Below are 25,746 nucleotides of genomic sequence, written 5' to 3'. Positions count from 1 at the left end.
TCAGCTCAGCAGCCGCAGTCCGTTGTCGAAGTCCACCCGGGCCAGCTCTGCGCGGGCCACGATTCCCAGTTTCGGAAAGACGTTGGCCAGGTGGTGGCCCACCGTCCGGGGACTGATCAGGAGCTGGGCGGCGACCTCGCGGTTGGTGAGACCGTCCGCGGCGAGCTTGGCCACCCGCAGCTCCTGCGGGGTCAGGAGGGGCTCATCGCTGTTCGCGTACGACTTGGTGCGGCGCAATCGCTGGCCCGTCAGTTCCTGTTCGTGCAGGCTCCGTTCGAGCAACGACGTGGCGCCGAGCCGTTGGAAGGCCTCCGCCGCCTCGGCGAGCTGCACCCGGGCGTCGGTACGTCGGCGGGCCCGCCGCAGCCACTCGCCGTAGAGCAGCCGCGTACGCGCGTGGGCGAAGGGATGCTCCGCCACACCCGGAACCGACAGGGCCCCCAGGAACAGTTCCTCCGCGCCTTCCTCCGCCAGCAGCGCCTCGCTGCGCAACGACGCCGCCACGGCCCAGGCCGCCCCGGTGCGCTCCGCCCACTCCTTCAGGCACCGCAGCGCGACCGCTCCCTCCCCGGGACGGCCCGCGCTGCTCGCGGCCTCCACCGTGTCGGCCGCCGCGAGCAGCGCGAACGTCCCGTGCGCCGCCCGGTGCCCCGGCTCGGCCAGCCGTACGAGAATCTCCAGGGCCTCCTGCGCGCGCCCGGCGAACAGTGCCGCCATGCCCCGGTTCCAGTAGGCGGCGGCCGTCAGCGCGCGCACCCCGCGCGGTACCGACAGCTCCAGCGTTCTGGCGGTGAGTTCGGCGACCGTGCGCTCGTCGCCCCGCAGAGCGGCGAGCCAGGCGAGAGTGTTGCGGCACTGCGAGGCCGCGTGGTCGGCGCCGATCTCCTCGGCCATCCGCAGCGTGTCCGCCGCGTTGGCCGCCGCCTCCGTCCACCGCCCGCGCACGATGTCAATCGTCGCCGTCTGCGGCACGGTCAGCACCAGGGGGCTGATCGCACCCGTCCGGCGCAGTACGTCCAGCTCGCGTTGGTACGCCTGGGCCAACGGCTGCTCCACGCCCCACGCCACGGCCAGCGGCGCGGGCGGGATCAGCCGCCAGGACGCGCTGCCGAGCTGGGCGAAGACCTCGTCCGCGCGGGGCACCGTGCCGGTGCCGGGCCCGCTGCCCCACCACTGCTTGATCATGGGAAGCAGCGCGGCTTCGGCGAAGTCGGCGCCGACCGCCAGCTCCTCCAGCCGGTGCAGCGCCTCGGCCTGCCGTTCGGCGGACCCGCCGGACCAGCCGGCCCGTACCGCCAGGCACGCCAACTGCACGGCCTTTTCCGGCTCGGCCACGAAACGGGTGGCGTGCAGCAACAGTCGGTGCGCCTGCTCCTGGTCCCCGTGCGCGAACTCGATGATTCCCCGCAGCCCTTCGCTCTCGCGCACCACCGTCTCCGCGTCCGACAACCGGTCCGCCCGGTCGAGCAGCTCCCGTGCCGTGCCCACCTGGCCGTCCCCCCACGCGGCCAGCGCTCCCAGCGCGAGCCGCCGTGCCGCATCCGCCGGTACGGGCGACAGCTCGGCCGCCCGGCGCAGCGCCCGCGCCGCCGACGCGTACCCGCCTCGCGTCCAGCCGCTTCGCGCGCAGTGTTCGAGGAGCGCGGCGACCTCCTCGTCGGCGGTATCGGCGGCCGCGGCCAGATGCCACGCCCGCAGGTCGGTGCCGTCCGCGCCGCGCAGGGACTGCGCCAGCGCACGGTGCACCACCTGCCGCTGCGTGAACGGGGCTTCCTCGTACACGACGGCTGCGATCAGTGCGGTCCGGAACCGTATCCGTCCGTCGGCGACCAGGAGCAGCCCCGAACGCAGCACCTCGTCCCAGGCCGCGGTGCCTGCCCCGAGCGTGGTCGCGGCCTCGCGCACCGTGTGGTGGTCCCCCAGGTCCTCGGCTGCCGCGACCAGGAGCACCAGCTGCGCGCAGGAGGAGAGCCGGGCGGTGCGGGCACCGAAGGCGCGCCGCAGCCGGGGCCCGACGGGGATGCGCTCCCCGGCCTCACCCGTCTCCCCTGCCGTCTCGCCGGCGGACGGCAGTTCCCGGAGCGCCAGCGGATTTCCGGCGGCCAGCCGGACCGTGCGGTGCACGGTCTCCTCGTCCGCCCCGGACCTGTCATGACGTACGAGATCGCCGGCATCGGTGTCGGACAGCGGAGCGACCTCCAAGCCGGGCAGCAGTTCCCAGAGGCCGTCCGTCGCGGGGTCGCTGTGCCCGGTGAGCAGCAGTGCGACCGGCTCGGTGCGCAGTCTGCGGACGATGAAGGCCAGGCACTCGGCGGTCGGCTCGTCGAGCAGATCCGCGTTGTCCACGGTGATGAGCACCGGTTTCCCGCCCGCGAGTTCGGACAGCAGTGTGAGGGTGGCCACCCCGATGAGGAAGCGGTCCGCCGCCTCCCCGCTGTGCCCGAGCGCCCCGTGCAGCGCGGCCGCCTGCGGCGCGGGCAGCGCGTCGATCCGGTCCGCGGCCGGCCACAGCAGCTCGTGCAGCGCGGCGAAGGCCAGCCCGGATTCCATCCGGGTGCCACGGCAGCTCAGTACCGTGAAGTCGGCTGCGGCGGCGGTCGCGTACTCCAGCAGCGCGGTCTTCCCGATGCCGGGGTCCCCCCAGAGCATCAACGCCGAACCTGTGCCTTTCCGCGCCCCGTGAAGGACACCGTCGAGCTCTGTCTTTTCCTTGCCCCGACCAAAAAGAATCATTTCTCGCCATCTGTGCAACATCATTCGTGTGCTTCTCCGCGACCGATACGGTGACCGATGCGCTGGGCGGGGCCCTGTCCCTACGGTCGTTGTCATGAACAGCGACACGCAGGTCGAAGGCACTCACCTTGTGGAACAACTGGCTGCGGCGACTGATGCCGATCCCCGGCAGCGGCTGCTGCACGCCCGTGGCAACTGGGTGGAAGGTGAGTTCACCCCGTCCCCGCAGGCAGCCGGAATCAGCACGGCGACGGTCTTCGCCGCACCCCGCACACCGGTGACGGCCCGCTTCTCCACCACGCTGGGCGGCTCCGGCGGGCACGACGGCGACCCCGGTGACCAGGGGTTCGCGCTCCGCGCCGGGGACCTGGACCTCGTCACCTTCACGCTGCCGGTGTTCTTCGTCCGTACCGGACCTGACCTGATCGACTTCTTCCGGGCCACACGGTCCGACGACCCGGCGGCCTTCCCCGCGTTCCTGCGCAGCCACCCGGAGGCCGCCACCGCGCTGGGCTTCGCCGAAAAGGCCCGGCCCGCCGCGAGCTTCACCGGGGTGACATACCACGCGGTGCACGCCTTCGGACTGGTGGACGCGGTGGGCACGACCCGCTGGGCACGGCTGAGCCTGCGGCCGCTGCGCCCGCTGCCGTCCCTGGAGCCGGCGCAGGCCCTGGCGCTGCCGGGCGACTACCTCACGCGGGACCTCGCCGACCGCCTTCCGGCCGGTTTCGAGCTGACGGCCCACCTCCCGGACCCGACGGACGAGCTTCATGACCCGACCCAGCTGTGGACCGGCACGGAGACGATCCCGCTCGGCACCCTCACCATCACCAGCCCTAAGGCACCGTCCACGGAGCCGCCGTTCGACCCGCTGCGACTGCCGCAGGGCATCGTGGCCCCGCAGGACCAACTGTCGAAGGACCGCAGCACCGCCTACGGGGCGGCGCGTCGGCGCCGGGCCGCCTAGCGCCTGTGCTGGGGCCGCTCCACGGACCCCGTACGTTCCCCTGTGGCCGGTGGAGATCCCATGGATCTCCACCGGCTTTTGCCTTGTCTGCGGCCATGGCGCACTCACCTCCGCCTCGTGCGAGGCACGTAGGCGGTGGACGGGGCGGGGTTGTCGGCCGGAGTGTTCGGGGGCGGTTCGGCGCGGCGAGGTGACCGGGTTGCGGCATGGCGATTTCCGTTTCGCCCAGCGGGTGCCGGCTGGAGTTCTCGTACGAAATTCCGCACAAGATTCCGTACGGAATATCGTACGAAATATCGTACGAAATATCGTACTGGCCGCACAGCCGCCCCTCGCCCGGCGGCCGCCACGTGAGGCGGACGCCGGGCGAGGGGCGAGGGTGCTGAGGTCCGGGCTTTCGTTCAGTGGCCGGGGCCGTCGGCTCAGTGGGTGGCCTGGTCCGCCTGCTTGATGATGCGGCTCACGGCGTCGGGGTTGCTGACCATGACGGCGTGGGAGCCGCGGACCTCGGTGATCCGGGCACCGGCCCGCTTGGCCATGAAGCGTTCCAGGTTCGCGCCGATGGCCTGGTCCTGAGTCGCGACCAGGGCCCAGGAGGGCAGCTTCTTCCAAGCGACCTGCTTGGTGGGCTGGCCGAACGCCTCGACGGAGATGGGACGCTGGGAGGCGGCCATGAGCGCGGCCTCCTGGGCGGGGACGTCGGCGGCGAAGGACGCACGGAACTTCGCCGGGTCGAGGAGGACGTCGGTCCCGGTGGTCGAGTCGGGCCGGGTGTAGGAGAAGGTCTGCTGCGGCAGCGGCGGAATGCTGGAGTCCGGGTGCTGCTCCATCAGGGCGCCGAGAGACTCGTCCTGTTCGGGGATAAAGGCGGCGATGTACACAAGTGCCTTGACATCGGGCACGCCCGCGGCGGCGTTGGTGATGACGGCGCCGCCGTAGGAGTGGCCGACCACGATCTTCGGACCCTTGACGGTCTTGAGCTGGCTGGCGACGTAGGCGGCGTCGTAGTCGAGACCGCGCAACGGGTTGGCGAGGGCCAGCACCGGATAGCCGGCGCAGCGCAGGCGGGTGGCTGTGGCGTTCCAGCCCGAGGCGTCGGCGAAGGCGCCGTGGACCAGGACCACGGTCGGCTTGGCGCCGGCCTGGGCTGCGGCGTCTTGCTCCGGTGCTGCCATTGCGGTGGGGGCGAGTACGCCCAGCGTCGCCACCGCGGCGACCGCTGTGGCTACCGCTGTGGCACGGAGGGCAGTGGGGCGCGGGGTCTTGGGGTGGGTCATGGGAAAGCTCCGTAAGAGATGGGACGTTGGAGGTGGAGACGTCTGGGTGCACGTGCGTGCACCCCTGGGGCCGGCCGTTGGGAGCGCCGGGTTCCGCAGGCCTTGGGGGTGGGGGGGTGTCAGCGGTGGCGGCGGCCGGCGATGCTGCCGGGTGCCGCGTCGACCGCTTCCGCGTCGACCGGGCCTGCCTTGACCGGGCCCGCGCAGTCGTCGGCCGCGAGGTCGTCGGCCGCGGACAGACGCGCGGCGCCGCCATGGGCAGCGTGCAGGTCCAGTGCACGCCGGGTGCGGACGGACCAGTCGGCGGTGCCGGTCGTGGAGAAGCCGTCGGTGCTCATGAGCCGTGGGTGAGGACGGCCTTGACGGTGTGTCCCGCCCTGACATCCGCGATGGCCCGGTTGATGTCGGCCAGCGGGTAGGTGGTGACGAGGCGGTCCACGGGGAAGCGGCCCTGGCGGTGGAGGTCCAGCAGGCGCGGGATGAGGACGCCGGGGGCCTGGTGGCCCATGACGGATCCGGTGACGGTGCGGCCCTTGAGCAGTTCGAAGGCGTTGGCCTTCAGCTCGGCGTCGAGGCCGGCGACTCCGAGGACGGCCGCTGATCCGAGCGGGGCGAGGACGCCGATGGCGGTGTTCATGACGGGGACGGACCCGGTGGACTCGACACTGTGGTCCACTCCGCGTCCCCCGGTCAGCTCCATGACGGCCTGGGCGGTGTCGACGGCTGCGGCGTCGACCACATCGGTGGCGCCCAGTTCCTTGGCGAAGGTGAGGCGTCCGGGGTTGCGGTCGACCGCGATGATGCGGGTCGCCCCGGAAGCGGCGGCGGCCATCAGGGCCGCCAGGCCCACGGTGCCGAGGCCGAAGACCGCCACGGTGCTGCCCGCCCGCACCGCGAGGGAATTGAACACGGCGCCGGCGCCGGTGATGATGCCGCAGCCGAGGGGCGCCAGCGTGGTGAACGGCAGATCATCCGGGACCTTCACCAGACCGCGGGCATGGGCGAGGCCGTGCGAGGCGAAGGAGGACTGGCCGAAGAAGTGGTCGTGGACGCTCCGCCCGGCCGCGTCCCGCAGACCGACCGAGCCGTCCGCCCGGCAGGAGGCGAAGTTGAGCGGGATGTGGTGTTCGCAGTAAGCGGGCTGCCCGGCCAGACAGTTGTGGCAGCTGCCGCAGGAATCCAGGCTGAGTACGACGCGGTCGCCCGGTGCGAAGCCGGTGACCGCCGAGCCGACGGCCTCGACCGTGCCGGCGCCCTCGTGGCCCAGGACCACCGGGTGCGGGGTGGGCAGGCGGCCGGCGGCCGCCTCCAGGTCGGTGTGGCACAGTCCGACGGCCGCGTAGCGGACCAAGACCTCGTCCGGGCGCGGGTCGTCGAGTTCCAGCGCTTCGAGGTGGAATTCCTCGGCGGCCACGCGGGAGACAGCGGCGGTGACTGAGGTGGGCATGCGGTGCTTTCCGTTCGTGGCGGGCCGGCCCGCTGGACGTCGAGGCCGGTCCGTGGCCGGAGCAGGAGAGGCCGGTCCGTGGCCGGAGCAGGAGGGAGTGGCCCGGGTAGGTGTTGCGTGCCGGGGAAAACGCCCGCCACCCGCCCGTGGCGGTGGGGACGGCTATGCGGCGCTGCGGCCGAGGAGGAGGTCGGCGGCCTTCTCGCCGATCATGATGCTGGGGGCGTTGGTGTTGCCGCTGGTCTCGTGCGGCATGACCGAGGCGTCGGCGACGCGCAGGTTGCCGATCCCGTACACCTTCAGTTCGGGGTCGACGACGGCCATGGCGTCCAGGCCCATCCGGGCGGTACCGATCTGGTGGTGCCCCGAGACCACGGTGGCGCGGACGTGGTCGCGCAGCTGGGCGCGGGTCGCGATGCCAGGGCCCGGCAGGACTTCGCCGTCGTTCCATTCCTTGAGGGCGCTCTGCGCGGCGATGTCGCGCAGCGCTTCCAGGTTGTCGACCAGGGTTTCCAGGTCGCGCGGGTCGGAGAACACCTTCGGGTCCAGGACCAGCGGCGCGGTCGGGTCGGTGGAGCGCAGCCGCACCTCGCCGCGGCTGAAGGGGTGCAGCAACTGGCCCACCGCGGAGAAGCCGTGCTCCGGCAGATCCGCACCCGGCACGGGGTAGACGAACGACAGGAAGAGCGGCTGGACGTCCGGGGCGGCCAGACCGGGCCGGCTGGTGGCGAAGTACTGCGCCTCCAGACCCTGCGCGGCCCAGGCGGGGAGCGGCTGCGTGGACTTCCAGACCAGCGGCGCCGACCAGTGGTCCTGCAGGTTCTGCCCGACCCCGGGCAGGTCCGCACGGACGCGCAGGCCGTGCTCGCGCAGGTGGTCGGCCGGGCCGATGCCCGACAGGAGCAGCAGCTGCGGGGTTCCGAAGACACCGCCGGACAGCACGATGTCGGCAGCGCTGCGGGCCACGGTCTCCTGCCCGTCCAACTGGTAGGCGACGCCCACCGCGCGCTCGCCCTCCACGATGACCCGGGTGACCAGGGCGCCGGTGACGACGGTGAGCAGCGGGTTGTCCTGGACGGCGTGACCGTAGGCGACCCAGGTGGACTGGCGGCGGTGATCCTTGATGGTGTGCTGGGTGTAGCTCACGCCCAGTTGGTCGCCGCTGTTGTAGTCCTCGTTGTACGGCAGGCCGTACTGCTGCCCGGCCTCCACCCAGGCGCGGACCAGCGGGTCAGGACCGGGGTTGCGCTGGACGTGCAGGGGGCCGCCCACGCCGCGCCCGCCCGCGGCGCCGGCGTCGAAGTCCTCCATCCGCCGGAAGTACGGCTCGACGTCCTTCCAGGCCCAGCCCGCCGCGCCCTGGTAGGCCCACGAGTCGTAGTCCGCCTGCGCACCGCGCACGTAGATCATGCCGTTGAAGGAACTGGAACCGCCCAGCGTCCTGCCGCGCGGCCACGGCAGTCGCCGGCCGTCGGCGTGCGTCTGCGGCTCGGTCTGGAAGGCCCAGTCCCAGGGACTGTTCCACAGCTGGACGGAGCCCGTGGGGTTGTGGATCGCCTCGGTGTCGTCCACCGGTCCGGCTTCCAGGAGCAGGACGCTGCGGCCGGCTTCCACCAGTCGCCGGGCAATCACCGCACCCGCTGATCCGGCACCGACGACGATGTGGTCGTAACTGATGTTTTCCCCACTCGTGTTTTCCACAGGTTCACTCCGAATACTTGCCGGTCAGGCAGCTGTGAGACCGGTTTTGAGGGCGTTCGCGATTTCGACTGCGCATCGGGTCTGGAATGCGATTTCGGCGAGGAGTTTCCCGCCGGGCGGAAGCTTCCAATTTTCTGAAATATGGCTGGTACCGTACGGGTTTCCGGAGATGTGGTGGACGGGGTCGGCGCAGCCTGGCGCGAAAATAATCGACCCCCAGTGATAGAAGGTGTTGTTCATCGCCGCGATCTTGGTTTCCTGTGCCCCCGTGCGTCGACCAGTGCTCGGTGGACGCGATGGCCTGCTGCGACACAAATTCCGGCACCTTGCGCAGTCGCACCCGCGCACCGAGCTGTTCCGCGGTATCGACGGCGGCGCTGGCGAGTGCGTGCATTCCGCCAATGGCGGAGGAATGGATTACCGCGATATCAACGTCACGACTCATTGAGTTCCTACCAGGATAAATACTCGGCGTGAGTGGTTAAATGGTCCGCTGGGGCAATGCCGCACAGGCCCGGGCAGGAATAAGCCACACAGCACGGTCGTTCCGAGTACTGACGTCAGCCGAGCACCGAGCACCGAGCACCGAGCACCGAGCACCGAGCACCGAGCACCGAGCACCGAGCACCGAGCACCGAGCACCGAGCGCCGAGTGCCGAGTGCCGAGCGGTGAGCGGTGAGCGGTGAGTCGCGGAGGTGGCAATGGGAGCGCGCGGGGGAGCGGGGCTCAGTGAGTTGCCGCCGAGCGCACAGCGCTGACAGGGGCGCCTGGTGGAGCTGGACAGCAGCTCAGCAGCTCAGCGCGCTGTCTCACCGCGTCCCGATCCCACCGGCGACGCCGGTGATCACCACCCCGGCGCCAGGCAGCACGCACATCGTCACTCCTTGTCTCAGCGGAGAAAACCCGCACTCCGCTTGTGATGACCACAATGGTCAGCTCGTTCAACGAATATGCAACAAGGAGTAAACGCTCATGACATACCATGCCGGAGTAGACATTTCGGGTTCTGTGCCACAGGACAATATGGGGATGAACAGGGTGTCAGTGGACAGTTCACTGCAAGGCTTGCAATTCGCGCTGCTCAACGGGGTCACGGCAAACCGCGGCGAGCAGGCCATCGCCCTCGGTCCTCCCCAGCGACGAGCTCTGCTGTGCGCGTTGGCCCTCCGTCGCCGCCAGTGGGTATCCGTGAACAGCCTGGTGGACGCGTTGTACGAGGAGGACGCTCCGGCCGGCGCGACCAAGGTGATCCAGACCCACGTCTCGGCGCTGCGCAGCGTGCTGGAACCACCCCGCCCGGCTGGAGCCCCACCTGTCCTCCTGCTGTACGGCCATGGCGGCTACCAACTCCGCATCGCCGACGACCAACTCGACCTCGGCCGGTTCAACCACCTGGTCAACGAGGCGGAACGAGCACGCGCGCGCCAGCAGTGGCAGTCGGCCGACGCGTCGTACACGCGAGCCCTCGCGCTGTTCTCCAGTGAGCCCCTGGCCGGGGTTCCCGGCCCCTATGCCGAACACCAGCGCATCGCCCTGCTCGAACGCCGGCTGGTGGTCGTCGAGGACAGCCTTGAGGTCGCGGTCAGCGGCGGACGCGCCGAGCAGGTGATCGACCAGCTCAGGATGCTGACCTGCGAACATCCGCTGCGGGAGCGCCTGCACGCGTTGCTGATGCAGGCGCTCCACGCCGGTGGCCGCCAGTCCGAAGCGCTCCAGGCGTACACCAGGACCAGGGAACTGCTGGTGGACCAGCTGGGTGTGGAACCAGGCAGCGAACTCCGGGCCCTGCACGCCCGAATCCTCGCCGGTGAGCCCCCGCCGCGCCCACTCGGCACCCCGCCGGCCGCCGCTGCTGCTGGGCAGGTCGTCGGTTTTCCGATGGTGGGCAGGGAACACGAGCTCCGTCAGATCACCGCGCTCGCCGACCAGTTGCCGTCCGGCCAGGGTGGGCTGGTGGTGATCTCCGGGGGTTCCGGCATGGGCAAGTCCCTGCTGCTGCGCGAGGTGGGCCGGCAGTTGCCCGCCAGTCGGCGGCTGCCGCTGACAGGCGGCGGCGAACCCGCCCTCGTCGGTGGCCTGCGTGCGGCGCTCGGGTCACTCTCGCAGCCCGCCCCCGCGTTCACGGCCGACGCCCGCGCCCTGGCCGACTGGGTCTGCCGGGAGCTGGCCGACGCCGCCGGCCCGCTGGTTCTGCTCGCCGATGACGCGAGCGACGCCGAGGCCACCTCCCGGCAGGCACTGGTCATCCTGGCCCAGCGGCTGCGACACCAGCCGGTTTTGCTGGTACAGGTCGCGCCCGGCACCCACGCCGATGCCGCCGCCGCCGCGTGGCACGCCGAGTTGGAGGCCCGTGCCGCTCTCACTCTCACGCTGGGACCGCTCGACGTGCCGGCGATCGCCGCACTCGCCGGCCGGGTCCTCGCCGCGCCGGACTCCGAGCCGCTGGCCACTGCCGTCCAACACGTCACGGGCGGCGTCCCGGTGCTCGTGCACGCCCTGCTCGCGGACCTCAAGCCGGTCCGCCACCGGGACGGCCTGCCGCCGGACCTCATACCCGACCACTTCACGCGCGCGCTGTCGTGTCTGCTGACCCGTCATGATCCGGCGGACGCCCGGCTCGTCCAGGCGCTGGCCGTCCTCGCCGAGCACAGCCCGGCGGTCGAGCTGCTGGCGGCGGTCTGCGAGCAGCCTCTCGCGGAGGCGCTCCAGCGCTGTGCCGACCTGGCCCGCCGAGGTGTTCTGGCCTCGGCCGAACCTCCGAGGCTCCGCCACCCGCTCATCGCCTCAGCACTCCTCAACGCCTGTTCGCCCGCGGCGAAGACCGCCATCAGAGTCGCGGCGGCGCGGCGGGCGCAGATGGCACAACGGCCAGCCCGTGAAGTCGCCGACTACCTCGGCGAGTTGGCCGGGACGCAGTGGGCCCGATGGTCGACCGTCCTGATCGATGCGGCGAACGACTGCCTGCGCGAAGGAGCCGCCGCACCGGCGATCGGCTATCTGGAGTCAGCCTCCCGCATCACCGAGCCAGGCGAACGAGCCGCCGTCCTGCTCCGGCTCGGACAGGCCGAAATGCAGACCAACCCGAACGCGGCCTGCATCCACCTCCAAGAAGCACTGCAGATCCAGCGCGAACTCGCGCGACCACCGACCGCGGTGGTGCCCCTGGCCTGGGTGCTGGTGACCCAGGGGCGGACGACGGCCGCCATCGAGCTCATGGACACGGTGATCGCCGAGACCGAAACGGTCGACCCCCGCGCCGCGCTAGACGTTCGCGCCTCCGGATGGTTCATCTCGTCCCTCACCCCGGGCACCTGGCACGCGATGATCCGGAAGGTCTCCGCGACCCGTCCCACGTGCGCCGCGGACGACGCGATAGCCACCGCGCTGCTGCTCGCGGACGACGCGGCCAGACTGCGTTACAGCGCAAAGGAGACACTCGAACGATTCCCCACCGCGCAAAGCGTCCCCGACTCCACGGACCTGCCCCGCCAACTGGTCGGCCTACAGGCCAGCCTCGCGGTGTGGTGCGACGACCTCACCCTGGCCGAGCACCTGTGCGACCAACCGAACGACAACGACTTCGCCGCCGTCGACCTGAGCCGGGTCATCAACCGGGCGGAGACCGCCCTGCGCCGCGGCGACTACCGGCGGGCACTCGCCGAATGCCGACTGTTGACGTCAGTGCCGCTCGACCAGAACGTACGGCGCCCCGCTGCGCTGGTCGGCCTCTATGCGTACGCCCTCATCGGCCTGGGCCGGACCGACGAGGCCGAACAGTGGCTGGACAGCACGCAGCACCACGCGGAGCCGGAGACCTGGCCGTGGATAACGGTGCTGTACGTACGCGGCTTGCTGCGCTCCGCGCAGGGGAACGCGCAGCAGGCGGCCGCGCACTTCCTGGACTGCGGCCGCCGGGCGGCCGCCTGGGGCATCGAAACCCCGGGCTTCCAGCCGTGGCGCAGTTCGGCGGCCCTGGAGCTGGTCAAGATCGGCGACCACGAGCGGGCCCGGGCGCTCGCCGAGGAAGCCCTGGACGTAGCCGAGAGGTGGGGGGCGCCGCGGCCGCTCGGCATGGCCTGGCGCGCGATGGCCGCCACCCTCCCGGCCCAGCAGCGCGTGGCACCCCTGGAAAGAGCCGTGGTCTTCCTGGAACAAAGTGGAGCCAGGGTCGAGCTCGCGACGGCGTTGACCGACTTGGCGGAGGCCTGCACTGCGGCCGGCGACCCCGCGCACGCCCAGCCCCTCTTCCGGCGGGCGCGCGACCTGGCCGGGCAGTCGGAGGCCGTACTGCTCCTCCGACGCATCGACGACTGCGTACGCCGTGAGCCTGCTGACCGTCGGAAGCCGGAGACCGGGGAGCGGAGTGACCGCGAAGGGGCCGCGAGACCGGGGGGTTCCAGGGCGTGACCAGTCGTAGTGACGTCTACTCCCCGTTGACTTGACCCGAACCGGAACCGGCCGCAGTCCGCGTTCCCCCATGCCGTGTCGGCGTGCGGGCACCTGCCGTTGGCGGCGCGCATCCTCGCAGCCCGGCTTGCGGTGCGTCCATGCTGGACGATGGCCTCGTTCCTGGACCGGCTGACCGATGAGCGCCGCCGGCTCGACGCACTGCGGGCCGGTGGCCTGACCGTTGAGCGCCCAGGCGTAGCCCGCGGGCGGCTTCAGTCGGTTTTCGGCCGGTTGCGGAGTGTCAGCGCCGGGGCTCCCCCACCGATCGCCGGGCTCTCGTAGTTGAATGGGTCCATGCCGACCCCTGAACCTGTTGCTGCTGACCAGAACGAGACGTCCGCCCCGGCCTGGCAGCGCCGTTTCCGCGCGTCCCGGGTGACCCTGCCCGACTGGGCCGAGCACGCGCCGCAGCGCGCGGTGTTCCTGTCCAACGCCTCCGGCACGTACGAGATCTACGCGTGGGACCGGGACAGCGGCGCGCAACGGCAGGTCACCGACCGGCCGAACGGCACCACCATGGCCACGCTCGACCCGCTGGGCGAGTGGATCTGGTGGTTCGCCGACACCGACGGTGACGAGTTCGGCGTCTGGATGCGCCAGCCGTTCGGCGGCGGGGCGGACGAGCCGGCCGCTCCCGGGCTTGAGCCTTCGTACCCGGCCGGACTCGCGATCGGCAAGGACGGTGTGTCCGTGGTCGCCAGGTCGACCGACGAGGAGGGCTCCACGGTCCACGTGGTGCGCCCGGGTCAGGATCCTGTGACGATCTATCAGCACCGGGAGTCCGCAGGCGTGTCCGGGCTGTCTGAGGACGGCACGCTGATCGTCGTCGAGCACAGTGAGCACGGTGACACGATGCATCCCGCGCTGCGGGTCGTGCGCCTGGACGGTTCGACTGTCGCCGACCTCTTCGACGGCAAGGACCTCGGCCTGTCGGCGACCGGCTTCTCCCCCATCGACGGCGACCCCCGGGTGCTGCTCGCGCACCAGCGGCGGGGCCGCTGGGAGCCGATGCTGTGGAACCCGGTGACCGGGGCGGAGCAGGAGATCGACCTCGGGCTGCCCGGCGACGTGACCGCCGACTGGTACCCGGACGGCACCGCACTCCTGGTCGAACACGAGTTCCAAGCACGGTCGGAGCTGTTCCGCTACGGGCTTTCCACCGCACAGCTGGAGAAGCTGGACACCCCGTCCGGCACGGTGTCGGGCGCGACGGCCCGGCCCGACGGAACCGTCGAATACCAGTGGTCGGACGGCGCCACGCCGTCCCAGGTGCGTACGACCGGCGGCGGGGTGGTCCTCGACCCGCCGGGTGAGAAGGCGCCCTCCTCAGTGCCTGTGGAGGACGTGTGGGTGGACGGCCCCGGCGGCCGCGTCCACGCCCTGGTGTCCAAGCCCGCGGGCGGCGCAGAACCGTTCCCGACGGTGTTCGAGATCCACGGCGGCCCGACCGCGCACGACGGCGACCACTTCGCACCGGGTGTCGCCGCGTGGGTCGACCACGGTTTTGCCGTCGTACGGGTGAACTACCGCGGATCGACCGGCTACGGCAAGGACTGGACCGACGCCCTGCGGGAACGGGTCGGCCTGATCGAGCTGGAGGACATCGGGGCGGTCCGGGAGTGGGCCGTCTCGTCGGGCCTCGCCGACCCCGCGCGGCTTGTCCTGTCCGGCGGTTCGTGGGGCGGCTACCTCACGCTGCTCGGGCTCGGCGCACAGCCGGAGTCCTGGGCCCTGGGTCTGGCGGCGGTGCCGGTGGCCGACTACGTCGCCGCATACGAAGATGAAATGGAGGCGCTGAAGGCTATGGACCGGGCCCTGCTCGGCGGCTCCCCTGCGGACGTCCCGGAGCGTTACGCGGCCTCGTCGCCGCTGACCTACGTCCAGGCCGTACGCGTGCCCGTGTTCATCAGCGCCGGCCTCAACGATCCACGCTGCCCGATCCGGCAGATCGAGAACTACGTCGGGCGGCTTGACGAGCTGGGCGCGGTCCACGAGGTCTACCGCTACGACGCGGGCCACGGATCGGCGGTGGTGGAGGAGCGGATCAAGCAGGTGGGGAAGGAACTCGACTTCGTGCGGCGCCATCTGGGGCTGCCGACACAGGGCTAGAAACGGTCGTACGGAAGCCCTCCCCGCGTTGCGCGGAGGGCTTTCGTACGTTCACGACGAAGTCGTCGTGAGCCCCAGCTTCGCGCGCACCTCGGCCTCGTGGGCCTCCTGGATCTCCTCGGCGCGGCGCTGGATCACCCGCCACCAGAAGAAGACCGCACCGGCGGCGAACACGAACCACTGGGCGGTGTAGCCGAGGTTCTGCCACGCCTTGCCGGTCATCGCGTTGTTCTTCTGCGCCTTGGCCGGGGGCATCGGGGTGAGCGCGCCGTCGGCCGCCGGGTCCTGGGCGGTCAGCGCGACAAAGCCGTCCTGGAGCTCGTACGGCAGGGCGTTGACCAGCTCCGGAGTGTTGACCATGGAGATCTGGCCCGGTTCGAGCGCCTTGGCGCGGTCCGCGTCGGTGGTGTGTTCCGCCTCCGACATCTCCAGCCGCCCCGTGACGGTCACCGGACCGGCCGGGGCCGGCGGGGCCTGCCGCGGCCCGCCCGCGGTCCAGCCGCGGACGACGACGACCGCCGGAGCCCCGGGCCTGGTGATGAGGGGCGTCACCACATAGCTGCCCGTACGGCCGTCCTCCAGCTTCCGCCCTGGGACCAGCAGCTGGTGTGCGCTGTCGTACGTGCCGGAGACGATCACGGCACGGCCCCGGTGCTCACCCGGCAGCGGGCCGCCCGGGTGCAGTTCGGCGTACGCCACGGCGGGGTCCTTCGACACCTCACCGACCGACTTGCCCTGCTCCTTGTGCTCGCCGTAGCGGGCGAACTGCCACAGGCCGAGCGCAGCGCACGTCGGCACGGCAACGAGGATCAGCAGGGAGAAGGCCAGCCACCGCGGCTGCGTCAGGAAGCGGTACACCCCTCCACGGTAGCCCGGCCCGGAGACCGCCTAGCGGGCCGGGCCGATGTCAGTGCGGTACAGCGTCCCACCGCACGCCGCGGTGAGCCGGACGTCGGCCACCTTCAGCCCACTCTCGGAGAGCATGTAGCCCAGCGCCGGGGTGGGCGCCGGGGGGCCGTCCGCCGCACAGGTGCCGTCACCCCTGGCGGCCAGCGGCTGCCAGCCGAACTGGAATTCGTACGACGCCCCCGGCTTGACCGGCAGCCCGTCCGCGGAAGACGGCAGGACCGGCAGCCGGGTCGCCGGGTCGCCGGCCTGGTGCATGGTCACCGTGACCTGGATCGGCGGGTTTCCGGGGCCGTTGGCCACTATCACCACACCCGGGCCCGACACCTGACACACGACGGCGCCCTTGTTGCGGATCTGGATGGTTCCGTAGGCGATGCCGTCCGCACCCGTCTCGCCCAACCGCGCTTCGACCTGCTCCAGGTCCAAGGCGTTGCAGGGGACAGACGGGGGCGGCACGGGCGCGGTCGGGGGAAGCGACGGCTTCGGCGGCTGCGTGGGCAGGGCACTGCCGGTCGGCCCCGCGGATCTCGTCGGGCCGGTCGTCACGGTCCCCGGCTGGGGGGCCCCCGTCTGCTGGCTCGGCGGAAGCGACGGTAGGCCGGTACTCCCGGGGACGTTCGCGGAGGTCCCGGGAACTCCGGATGTCCCGTTCGCCGACTTTCCACCGTCGACCGCGGCAGTGTCGGAAGCATTCCCCGCATGGGAGGACCCGGCAGCCGACTTCGTACCACTGTCGGCGTCCGGACTCTCCGAAACGGAGCCGACGGTGCCCTTCGCCGAATTGTCAGTGATCACCACATTGCGGAGTACGGGCGTGGCCACCCCCACGATGGCCACGGCCGCGACGGCGGCGAGGACGGTGGCGCGCCGCCGCCGGCGCCTGGCGGGCACAGCGGTGTGCAGGCGGGCGAGGGCGTCCGGCGCCGGGGTCACATCCTCCACGACTGCGTGCAGTCGGGCCCGCAGTTGTTCGGCCAACGCGTCACCCAGGGGGTCGGCGGAGGACTCGGGCAGCCCGTCCCTGCGGGCCGCACGTGGATCGTCCGGTCCGCCCCACCGGTTCTCGTCCGTCTGCGGATCCCGCTCGTTCATCACGCCGTCTCCATTCGGGCCCGCAGAGCCTCTAGCCCCCGCGAAGCGTACGACTTCACCGATCCCGCGGACAGCCCGAGGGCTGCGGCCACCTGTACCTCGGTCATATCCTCGTAGTAGCGCAGCACGACGACCTCGCGCTGCCGACGCGGCAGGTTGCGCAACGCCTGTAGCAGAGCGTCCCGTTCCAGAACTCCGTACACGCTGTCCTCCGAACTCACGTCCTCACGCGTCGGCTTGGGCAGCAGCCGGATCGCGTTCAGCCGACGCCTGAGCGTCGACCGGGACAGGTTCACCACCGTCTGCCGCAGATAGGCGAGCGTCTTGCTCGGCTCACGCAGCCGGTGCCGCGAGGAGTGGACCCTGATGTATGCCTCCTGGACCACGTCCTCGCACGTCTCGGGGTCGTCCAGAAGCAACGCCGCGAGCCGCATCAAGGACTTGTAGTGGGCCTGGTAGGTCTCAGTAAGCAGGTCGACGGACGCCCCTGCCTCAACCGACACGGCCGCCTCCGCCATCGTCGCCCCGGCCACCGTCGCCGAACCGGCACCCGGCCGCGTAGGGCGGGTGCCCAGTTTCACCCCGACTACATCTGCCACGACTGTTGGACACCCGGCTCCCCAGGAAGGTTGTACTCACTAAGTAATCCCGAGGTGGTGTGAATCACGTCCTGCCCGCGTCGGGATCACGCCGGCCGCATCGGAGCATGTCGGAAGCCTGCCGGGAAGCTCGACTGCCGCCTAGGAGGCTATTGGACTCAGCCGCCGGATTCGACGGCTTGCCCGGAATAATCGCCCCGTCACATGATCCACCGTCAGCACCCGCCGCGGGGAAGCCGGGCAGCAGAACGGCCGACGGGTACCGGTCCTGCGTACCTGTCGGCCGTACGTCTGACGTTTTCGAACCGTATCCGGAACTACTCCGAGAGCTCTGCGGCACTGTGCTGGTAGATCACGACTGCGCAAGCTCCGTCGCACTGTGCTGGTAGATCACGACTGCGCAAGCTCCGTCGCACTGTGCTGGTAGATCACGACTCCGCAAGCTCCGTCGCACTGTGCTGGTAGATCACGACTCCGCAAGCTCCGTCGCGATGAGCTCCGCAATCTGCGCGGTGTTCAACGCCGCGCCCTTGCGCAGATTGTCGCCGCACACGAAGAGTTCGAGGGTGTTCTCGAAGTCCAGTGCCTGGCGGATCCGGCCGACCCAGGTCGGGTCGGTGCCCACCACGTCGGCGGGGGTGGGGAATTCGCCGTTGGCCGGGTCGTCGGAGACGACCACGCCGGGGGCGCTGTCCAGGATGTCCCGGGCGCGCTCGACGGTCAGTGCGTTCTCGAACACGGCGTGGACCGTGAGCGAGTGGGCGGTGATGACCGGCACCCGCACGCAGGTCGCGGAGACCTTCAGGTCGGCGAGCCCCAGGATCTTGCGGGACTCGTTGCGGACCTTCAGCTCCTCGGAGGACCAGCCGCCCTCCTTGAGCGAACCCGCCCACGGCACGACGTTGAGCGCCAGCGGCGCCGGGAACGGGCCGAAGTCGCCCACCGCGCGCCGGATATCGCCGGGCTGGGTGCCCAGCGTCGTGGAGCCGGCCACCTTCGACAGCTGCTCGCGCAGCGCGTCGATACCGGGCTGCCCGGCGCCGGAGGCCGCCTGGTACGACGAGACGACCAGCTCGCGCAGGCCGAACTCCTGGTGCAGCGCACCGAGCGCGACGATCATCGACAGTGTTGTGCAGTTCGGGTTCGAGATGATCCCGCGCGGGCGGATGCGCGCCGCGGCGGCGTTCACCTCGGGCACCACCAGCGGCACCTCGTCGTCCATCCGGAACGCACCGGAGTTGTCGACGGCGACAGCACCCTTGGCGGCGGCGATGGGCGCCCACTGGGCGGACACCTCGTCGGGCACGTCGAACATGGCGACGTGGACACCGTCGAAGGCGTCCTCGGTCAGCTCGACGACCTCGACCTCTTCACCGCGGACGGTGAGCTTCTTGCCCGCCGACCGGGCCGAAGCCAGGAGCCGGATCTCGCCCCACACGTTCTGCCGGTTCGACAGGATGTCGAGCATGACGGTGCCGACGGCACCGGTCGCGCCGACCACAGCCAGGGTCGGACCCTTGCCGATGTACGCACCGTCGTAGACATAGCCGCTCATCGGCCGGTACCTCCGTAAACGATTGCTTCGCCGGCCTCGTCGTCCAGACCGAATGCCGTGTGGACGGCGCGGATCGCGTTCGTCACGTCGTCGGCGCGGGTGACCACGGAGATGCGGATCTCGGAAGTCGAGATCATCTCGATGTTCACACCGGCTTCGGACAGCGACTCGAAGAAGTGCGCGGTGACCCCGGGGTGCGACCGCATCCCGGCACCGACCAGCGAGATCTTCCCGATCTGGTCGTCATAGCGCAGCGATTCGAAGCCGACTTCGCCCTGCACCTTGGTGAGGGACTCCATCGCCTTCTGCCCGTCCGACTTTGGCAGGGTGAACGAGATGTCGGTACGGCGCACGGCCGTCGACACGTTCTGTACGACCATGTCGATGTTGATCTCGGCGTCCGCCACCGCGCGGAAGATCTTCGCAGCCTCTCCCGGTTTGTCCGGGACACCGACCACGGTGATCTTTGCTTCGCTGGTGTCGTGGGCTACACCGGAGATGATCGCCTGCTCCACGTCGTCCCCTTCGGATCCATCACTCACCCACGTGCCGATGCGCCCAGAGAAGGACGACCGCACGTGTACGGGCATGTTGTAGCGGCGGGCGTACTCGACGCACCGAACGTGCAAAACCTTCGAGCCACTCGCGGCCAGTTCCAGCATCTCCTGGTAGGAGATGCGGTCGATCTTCTTGGCCCGCTTCACCACACGGGGGTCGGCGGTGAACACGCCGTCCACGTCCGTGTAGATCTCACAGACCTCAGCCTCAAGGGCTGCGGCCAGCGCGACGGCGGTGGTGTCGGAGCCGCCGCGGCCGAGCGTGGTGATGTCCTTGGTGTCCTGCGAAACACCCTGGAAGCCGGCCACGATCGCGATCGCGTCCTCATCCAGGGCCGAGCGGATCCGACCAGGCGTGACATCGATGATGCGCGCTTTGTTGTGGACCGCGTCGGTGATCACCCCGGCCTGGCTGCCAGTGAACGATCTGGCCTCGAACCCGAGGTTTTTGATCGCCATCGCCAACAAGGCCATGGACATCCGCTCACCCGCGGTGAGCAGCATGTCGAGCTCGCGCCCGGCAGGGATGGGACTCACCTGCTGCGCGAGATCGATGAGCTCGTCCGTCGTGTCACCCATCGCGGACACCACCACGACCACTTCGTGGCCCTGCTTTTTGGTGTCGACAATTCGCTTGGCGACGCGCTTGATGCCCACGGCATCAGCAACGGAGGAGCCTCCGTACTTCTGCACGACAAGGCCCACGTGCGCTCCTCGCTTCGTATTCCGACTGCGGTCGGCACAGTCTAACGAGGCGAAATGCCTGTCGATGACGTATTCATATGCCGAGACAGCCGTATCAGTCCGTGAACCACGTCACTGATTGACCTGCACCTCGGAAAATTGCCCGCCCACAACAGGCAAGGTGACTCCGCGCTACTTCCCGTCACCTTGCGGTGCGCCTATGGCCATCGCGTCGTCGAGCTGTTCGGCCAATTCCGCGGCGAGGTCGTCGCCCACGGCATCGCCGTTCGGGTCCAGGAACTCGACCACCGGGTCGTCGAGCCGACTGTGGGCCACGACAGCCTGCAGCGCGCGCAGCGACGCACTCGCCGTCGCGCCCCAGTTCGCGAGGTAGGAGAACTGCCACCACCACAGCGCTTCACTGCTGCGACCGGCCTTGTGGTGGGCCAGCCCGTGGGCCAGGTCCGTCACCACATCGACCAGGTCGTCAGAGATCCGGAAGGCGGCCGGCTTCGGATTCGGCATGTACGGATCGAAGATCTCGTAGTAGACGTCGATCGGTTCAAGCAGCTCGCCGAGCGCCGAACGCATCGCGTCCACATCCGGGTCGGGACCGGCGTCCGGTTCGAAGCGCTCCTCAGGAACGATGTCCCCGATCGCGCCGAGCCGCCCGCCGGCCAGCATCAGCTGGGACAGTTCGAGCAGCAGCATCGACACCGCGCGGGAAGGTTCCTCCGCTTTGGCCACCTCAGTGACCGCGACGATGAAACTCTCGATCTGATCGGCGACCTCCATGGTGAAGTCGTCGAGGTTGTCCACGATCTCAGTGGACTTCTTGTCAGCCGCCGCGGCCGTGGTGGCCTTGGACTGTGTGGTCTGGTCAGACATCGAGCAGTCGTCTCCCCTCGAAGGCACGTCCGAGCGTGACTTCGTCGGCGTACTCCAGGTCGCCCCCCACCGGCAGCCCGCTGGCAGGCCGGGTGGTGCGGATCCCCATCGGCTTGACGAGGCGGGCCAGATAGGTGGCCGTGGCCTCCCCCTCCAGGTTGGGGTCGGTGGCCAGGATCAGCTCGGTGATCGTGCCGTCCGCAAGCCTGACCATCAGCTCACGGATCCGCAGATCGTCCGGGCCGACCCCCTCGATCGGGCTGATCGCCCCGCCGAGCACGTGGTAGCGACCACGGAACTCACGGGTCTTCTCAACCGCCACGATGTCCTTGGACTCCTCCACCACGCACACGACCGAGCGGTCACGGCGCGGGTCGAGACAGATACGGCACTGCTCGGCCGCAGCAACATTGCCGCACACAGTGCAGAAGCGCACCTTGTCCTTGACTTCGATCAGCGTGTGCGCCAGCCGCCGGACGTCCGCCGGGTCCGCCGCGAGCAGGTGGAAGGCGATGCGCTGTGCGCTCTTGGGCCCCACACCGGGAAGCCGTCCGAGCTCCTCGATGAGGTCCTGCACGACACCTTCGTACACCTGGCTTCACGACTCCTTGCTGCTCTTGGTCTTCTTGCTTTTGTCCGGGGCACCTGTCGGTGCTGCTGGCACCGCCGGTGCTGCTGGAGCTGTTGGTACTTGTCGGCGCTGTTAGGCCTTCTGAGACTGCTGGGCCCTTCCGGTCCCCCGCACGTCCGCACTCACTCTGGGGAACGTCCGTACGCCTGACAGTGTCGGGCTGACCGCGTCGGCCCGACACCCCCCGATCACATGCCGGGCAGGCCAAGGCCTCCCATGCCGCCGCCGAGACCCTCGGTGAGCGGCCCCATCGTCTTGGCCGCCATGTCGGTAGCGGCCTGGTTGGCCGCCCGCACGGCGGCCACGATCAGGTCGCCGAGTGTCTCGGTATCCTCAGGGTCCACCGCCTGCGGCGAGATCTCCAGGGAGAGCAACTCGCCCGCGCCGGTCACCGTCGCGGTGACCAGGCCACCGCCGGCGCTTCCCGTGACCTGTGTGCGCGCGAGTTCATCCTGCGCGGCCATGAGGTCCTGCTGCATCTTCTGCGCTTGCTGGAGCAACTGCTGCATGTCTGGCGCGCCGCCACCGGGAAACACCTGAAGTCACCTTCGTCTCGGTTGTCGTCGATCCACACCGCCGCACAAGCCCTCCGGCGGCGCTCGGCACGAGCCTACGGCCTGGGGCCCGTGACAGACAGCGGGCGCGCGAGGCATCCGGCCTCATCCGTACGGCGGAGGCCGTCCACCCGATTGTCACCCGTGGATTGAGAACTCAGTAGTTCGGTGTCTCCTCGATGACCGTCGCGCCCAGTTCCTGAGCGAGCAACGCCTGTACGGAGGCACCTTCGTCGTCGATGTTCTCGTCGCTCTCGCTGACCACGTCGTCCTCGGGGGCGACGTGCACCGGCGGCGGCACGGGAGGCTCCGACTGCGGCGCGCTGGGCCGGGCGGCGGGCCGCGCGGTCGGCTGGAATCCGTTGGGGGGAGGTGTGGCCGACGGCGGCTGCGAGTGGGTGTGGCCCTGGGGCTGGGCTTGGTTGAAAGCCTGGTTCTGGGCTTGGGCTTGGGCTTGGCTTTGGGCTTGGGCTTGGACCTGGTTTTGAACTTGGTTCTGGGCTTGGTTGTAAGCCTGATTCTGAGCTTGGTTCTGAACTTGATTCTGAGCTTGGTTCTGAACTTGATTCTGAGCTTGGTTCTGAACTTGATTCTGAACTTGGTTCTGGGCTGACCAGTCGCTGCCCGGGGCAGCGGCCGGCGGAGACGCGGGGGGTGCCGAAGGTGCCCCGAACGCTCCTGCGGCAGGGGCTCCACCCGGCTCCTTGGTGGGGTCGACCACGGCCTCGATACGCCACTCGCCGCCGAGCGTCTCGGAGATCGCCTGTTTGAGGATGTCCTCGCTGCCGCCGCCGACGAACCGCTCCTGAGCCCCGGCGCTGATGAACGCCACCGTGAGCGTGTTGCCGTTCATTCCGACGACCTGGGCGTTCTGCGTCAGGATCATCCAGGTGAAGCGTCGCTTGTTCTTGACCTTCTCAAGGATGTCCGGCCACATCTGGCGGATGGCCGAGGCGTCCCCGGCAGGGACCACGCCGACGGGCGGAGCCTGGTGCTGCGGTGCCGGGGCCCCCTGGGGAGCCTGTCCCCGCAGAGGCTGGGCCAGTTGTGTCGGGTGCCCCGGCTGAGAGTTCTGGGCGGCCTGCGGCGCGGGGGGCTGCGGGGTCGTCGGTGCGGCCGGGGACGCGGCAGGTCCGCTGCCGGCCGAACGCAGGAGAGGCCAACTGCCGGGGGCCCGCCCCTGGGGGACGGCCGGGGCCAGCGGCTGGGCAGGCTGCTGGTGCGGGGACTGCGGTGCGTGCTGAGCGGATGCTGCCGGGGCGGGCGGCAGCGAAGCAGTTTGTACGGGTTGCTGCTGCGCGGCTGCGGGCTGTGTCGGCGCGATCTGCCCAGGCGCCTGCTGCGGTGCTGCCGGGTGCTGTGCCGGGTGGCTAAGCGGCGCTTGGTTCGGGGGCGCATAGGTCGGTGCCGCATAGGTCGGTGCCGCCTGCTGGGCGGGCGCCGCCGGAATCGCGACTCCGACAGGGGGCGACCCGGCCGCCACGGGCACACCCAGGGCCATCCGCCGCTCCAGGCGGTCGAGACGGGCTTGCAGGCCCTGCTCGCCGTGGTCGGCGGCGGGCAGCAGCACCCGGGCGACGATCAGTTCGAGCTGAAGCCTGGGCGTGGTCGCCCCGCGCATCTCGGTCAGCCCGGAGTTGACGATGTCAGCCGCGCGGGTGAGCTCGACCTGACCGAAGTGACCGGCCTGTTCGACCATGCGTTCCAGCTGGTCCACGGGGGCGTCGATCAGCCCGTTGTCCGCGCCGTCGGGGACGGCGGCCAGGATCACCAGGTCACGCAGACGTTCCAGCAGGTCCGCGACGAACCGGCGCGGGTCGTAGCCGCCCTCGATCACCTTGTCGACAAGCTGGAAGGCCGCAGCACCGTCGTGGGCCGCGAAAGCGTCGACCACTTCATCGAGCAGCGCCCGGTCGGTGAAACCGAGCAGGGAGGTCGCCATCGCGTACGTCACGCCGTCCTCGGCGGAGCTCGCGAGCAGCTGGTCCATGACGGACATCGAGTCACGGACGGAGCCGGCACCGGCCCGGACGACCAGCGGAAGCACCAGCGGGTCGACGGCGATGCCCTCCTCCCCGCAGACCTTCTCCAGGTAGTCGCGCAGGGTGCCCGGGGGGACCAGCCGGAAGGGGTAGTGGTGCGTCCGCGACCGGATCGTGCCGATGACCTTCTCAGGCTCGGTGGTCGCGAAGATGAACTTCAGGTGCTCCGGCGGCTCCTCGACCACCTTCAGCAGGGCGTTGAAGCCCGCCGAGGTGACCATGTGGGCCTCATCGATGATGTAGATCTTGTAGCGCGAGTGGACCGGTGCGAAGAATGCCTTCTCTCGCAGGTCACGGGCGTCGTCGACGCCACCGTGCGAGGCCGCGTCGATCTCGATCACATCGAGGCTGCCGCCACCGCCGCGGGCCAGGTCCAGACAGGACCGGCACACCCCGCACGGGGTCGGTGTGGGGCCCTGCTCGCAGTTGAGACAGCGGGCGAGGATGCGCGCACTGGTCGTTTTTCCACAACCACGGGGCCCACTGAACAGGTAGGCGTGGTTGACCCGGTTGTTGCGCAGCGCCTGCTGCAGCGGGTCGGTCACGTGTTCCTGCCCGATGACCTCGGCATAGGTCTCGGGACGGTAGCGGCGGTACAGGGCTAGCGACACGACCCCAACGTTAGCCGGGGAGGCCGACACTTGCGGACCACAGCCCGGAGGCGGGTCTTGCGCTCAGGCCGTCCGGAGCCGATACGGGCCGGTGTGGGGTCGATGTCGGGCTGGTGTCGGGCCGGTGCGGGGCTGGTGTCGGGCCGGAAAATCAAAAGAACCCCCCGCGCACCTGACAGAGCCAACCTACCCTTGCTGCCTTCCGGCCCTGGGGGAGTTCAGTCGGATGCCACCACGCGGGGGGTCCCGCAGCTACAGTACCGGAACCCCGCCTCCAGCCGACACCACGACCCCCGGGAGATACCTGTGTACGACCACCCTCCCCAGTCGGGTAATGTTCTCCACGGAGGATTCGCCTAGTGGCCTAGGGCGCACGCTTGGAAAGCGTGTTGGGGGAAACCCCTCAGGGGTTCGAATCCCCTATCCTCCGCAGGTCAGAAGCCCCGCACTGTTCACCAGTGCGGGGCTTCTGCGTTTTTTAGTCTCATCCGTAGTCTCAACGAGCCTTCGGAGAGCCCTTCTTCTTGCCCTTCTTCTTGGCCTTCTTGCCTTCCTTCTTCTTGGCAACTTCCCAGACGAGACCGCCGACCTTCTTAGCCACGTCCCGCCGGATACCTGCCGTCATGTGCTGATACCGAGCGGCCATCGACGTCGACGACCAACCCATGATTTCCATGACGGCCCGCTCCGGCACTCCGAGGATGAGCAGGATGGTTCCGGCGGTGTGGCGTGCGTCGTGCAGACGTCCGTCCCGGACCTTCGCGTCGATGAGCAGTTGCTTCCACGCGTCGTAGTCCGTGCTCGGCATCAGCGGGGCCCCGGTCGGCGAAGTGAAGACGTACCCGGTCTGAGAGGGCGTTTAATGTAGGCAAATTTACCTTTATGCACTAGTAAGTCCCTCGCCAGGTTGGTGTTGTTTCGTCCGTTATGCGCTTGGCGA

Annotated in this window: 18 protein-coding genes, 1 tRNA gene, 1 other RNA gene and 1 pseudogene; 4 read left to right on the top strand and 17 right to left on the bottom strand. The window is 69.9% G+C overall.

Going from position 1 to position 25,746, the window contains the following annotated elements:
• The gene (locus tag AC0Z36_RS23570; RefSeq protein ID WP_485465019.1) at positions 1-2,733 is read right to left on the bottom strand and encodes an AAA family ATPase; all 2,733 of its coding nucleotides are present in this window, start codon (positions 2,731-2,733) and stop codon (positions 1-3) included.
• Positions 2,734-2,827: 94 nt separating this feature from the next.
• Between AC0Z36_RS23570 and AC0Z36_RS23565 the strand changes: the two genes are divergently transcribed.
• On the top strand, positions 2,828-3,700 hold the full coding sequence (locus tag AC0Z36_RS23565; RefSeq protein ID WP_485465018.1) for a catalase: 873 nt from the start codon (positions 2,828-2,830) through the stop codon (positions 3,698-3,700).
• Positions 3,701-4,122: 422 nt separating this feature from the next.
• On the opposite strand, the gene AC0Z36_RS23560 is transcribed toward AC0Z36_RS23565, so the two are convergent.
• From AC0Z36_RS23560 to AC0Z36_RS23540, 5 genes are all read right to left on the bottom strand, one after another.
• Complete coding sequence (locus tag AC0Z36_RS23560; RefSeq protein WP_485465017.1) at positions 4,123-4,977, bottom strand: alpha/beta fold hydrolase; 855 nt, start codon at positions 4,975-4,977, stop codon at positions 4,123-4,125.
• Between the two features lie 119 nt (positions 4,978-5,096).
• Entirely contained in the window at positions 5,097-5,315 is a 219-nt protein-coding gene (locus tag AC0Z36_RS23555) for a hypothetical protein (protein ID WP_485465016.1), read from the bottom strand.
• Positions 5,312-6,424, bottom strand: coding sequence for an NAD(P)-dependent alcohol dehydrogenase (locus AC0Z36_RS23550; protein ID WP_485465015.1), 1,113 nt, complete (start codon positions 6,422-6,424; stop codon positions 5,312-5,314). The genes AC0Z36_RS23555 and AC0Z36_RS23550 overlap by 4 nt, the downstream gene beginning before the upstream one ends.
• Positions 6,425-6,586: 162 nt before the next feature.
• Complete coding sequence (locus AC0Z36_RS23545; protein ID WP_485465014.1) at positions 6,587-8,125, bottom strand: GMC family oxidoreductase; 1,539 nt, start codon at positions 8,123-8,125, stop codon at positions 6,587-6,589.
• 24 nt (positions 8,126-8,149) lie between these two features.
• Entirely contained in the window at positions 8,150-8,365 is a 216-nt protein-coding gene (locus AC0Z36_RS23540) for a hypothetical protein (protein WP_485465013.1), read from the bottom strand.
• 790 nt (positions 8,366-9,155) lie between these two features.
• Here AC0Z36_RS23540 and AC0Z36_RS23535 point away from each other — a divergent pair.
• Both AC0Z36_RS23535 and AC0Z36_RS23530 read left to right on the top strand, forming a co-directional pair.
• Complete coding sequence (locus AC0Z36_RS23535) at positions 9,156-12,533, top strand: ATP-binding protein (RefSeq protein ID WP_485465012.1); 3,378 nt, start codon at positions 9,156-9,158, stop codon at positions 12,531-12,533.
• A 336-nt stretch (positions 12,534-12,869) separates the two neighbouring features.
• Complete coding sequence (locus AC0Z36_RS23530) at positions 12,870-14,684, top strand: S9 family peptidase (protein ID WP_485465011.1); 1,815 nt, start codon at positions 12,870-12,872, stop codon at positions 14,682-14,684.
• Positions 14,685-14,735: 51 nt separating this feature from the next.
• Here the strand turns inward: AC0Z36_RS23530 and AC0Z36_RS23525 are convergent, their stop codons facing one another.
• The 10 genes from AC0Z36_RS23525 to ffs all read right to left on the bottom strand — a co-directional run bounded on the left by AC0Z36_RS23525 (position 14,736) and on the right by ffs (position 25,055).
• Positions 14,736-15,542, bottom strand: coding sequence for an SURF1 family protein (locus tag AC0Z36_RS23525; RefSeq protein WP_485465010.1), 807 nt, complete (start codon positions 15,540-15,542; stop codon positions 14,736-14,738).
• Positions 15,543-15,572: 30 nt separating this feature from the next.
• On the bottom strand, positions 15,573-16,685 hold the full coding sequence (locus AC0Z36_RS23520) for a hypothetical protein (RefSeq protein WP_485465009.1): 1,113 nt from the start codon (positions 16,683-16,685) through the stop codon (positions 15,573-15,575).
• Positions 16,685-17,203 carry a SigE family RNA polymerase sigma factor gene (locus AC0Z36_RS23515; protein ID WP_485465035.1) on the bottom strand — a complete coding sequence of 173 codons (519 nt, stop codon included), beginning with the start codon at positions 17,201-17,203 and terminating at the stop codon, positions 16,685-16,687. Before AC0Z36_RS23515 ends, AC0Z36_RS23520 begins: the two co-directional genes overlap by 1 nt.
• Positions 17,204-17,750: 547 nt before the next feature.
• Positions 17,751-18,839, bottom strand: a complete 1,089-nt coding sequence (locus tag AC0Z36_RS23510; protein WP_485465008.1) for an aspartate-semialdehyde dehydrogenase — start codon at positions 18,837-18,839, stop codon at positions 17,751-17,753.
• Entirely contained in the window at positions 18,836-20,101 is a 1,266-nt protein-coding gene (locus tag AC0Z36_RS23505) for an aspartate kinase (protein WP_485465007.1), read from the bottom strand. The genes AC0Z36_RS23510 and AC0Z36_RS23505 overlap by 4 nt, the downstream gene beginning before the upstream one ends.
• 171 nt (positions 20,102-20,272) lie before the next feature.
• A complete protein-coding gene (locus AC0Z36_RS23500; protein ID WP_485465006.1) occupies positions 20,273-20,968 on the bottom strand; it encodes a DUF5063 domain-containing protein in 696 nt (231 codons plus the stop codon).
• Positions 20,961-21,560, bottom strand: coding sequence for a recombination mediator RecR (gene recR, locus AC0Z36_RS23495; RefSeq protein WP_485465005.1), 600 nt, complete (start codon positions 21,558-21,560; stop codon positions 20,961-20,963). Before recR ends, AC0Z36_RS23500 begins: the two co-directional genes overlap by 8 nt.
• Before the next feature lie 227 nt (positions 21,561-21,787).
• Positions 21,788-22,135 carry a YbaB/EbfC family nucleoid-associated protein gene (locus tag AC0Z36_RS23490; protein WP_485465004.1) on the bottom strand — a complete coding sequence of 116 codons (348 nt, stop codon included), beginning with the start codon at positions 22,133-22,135 and terminating at the stop codon, positions 21,788-21,790.
• Positions 22,136-22,310: 175 nt separating this feature from the next.
• Positions 22,311-24,806 carry a DNA polymerase III subunit gamma and tau gene (locus AC0Z36_RS23485; protein ID WP_485465003.1) on the bottom strand — a complete coding sequence of 832 codons (2,496 nt, stop codon included), beginning with the start codon at positions 24,804-24,806 and terminating at the stop codon, positions 22,311-22,313.
• Between the two features lie 152 nt (positions 24,807-24,958).
• Positions 24,959-25,055: signal recognition particle sRNA small type (ffs, locus tag AC0Z36_RS23480), an RNA gene on the bottom strand.
• 96 nt (positions 25,056-25,151) lie between these two features.
• Between ffs and AC0Z36_RS23475 the strand changes: the two genes are divergently transcribed.
• Positions 25,152-25,236: transfer RNA gene (locus AC0Z36_RS23475), tRNA-Ser, on the top strand.
• Positions 25,237-25,302: 66 nt separating this feature from the next.
• On the opposite strand, the pseudogene AC0Z36_RS23470 reads toward AC0Z36_RS23475, so the two are convergent.
• Positions 25,303-25,656, bottom strand: a pseudogene (locus AC0Z36_RS23470) (tyrosine-type recombinase/integrase); the annotation flags it as partial.
• Positions 25,657-25,746 lie beyond the last annotated feature (90 nt).

It is taken from the genome of Kitasatospora sp. UYEF31 (assembly GCF_057291755.1).
Note: the sequence above shows the minus strand (reverse complement) of the source record. Positions and strands in the feature narration are given on the sequence as shown.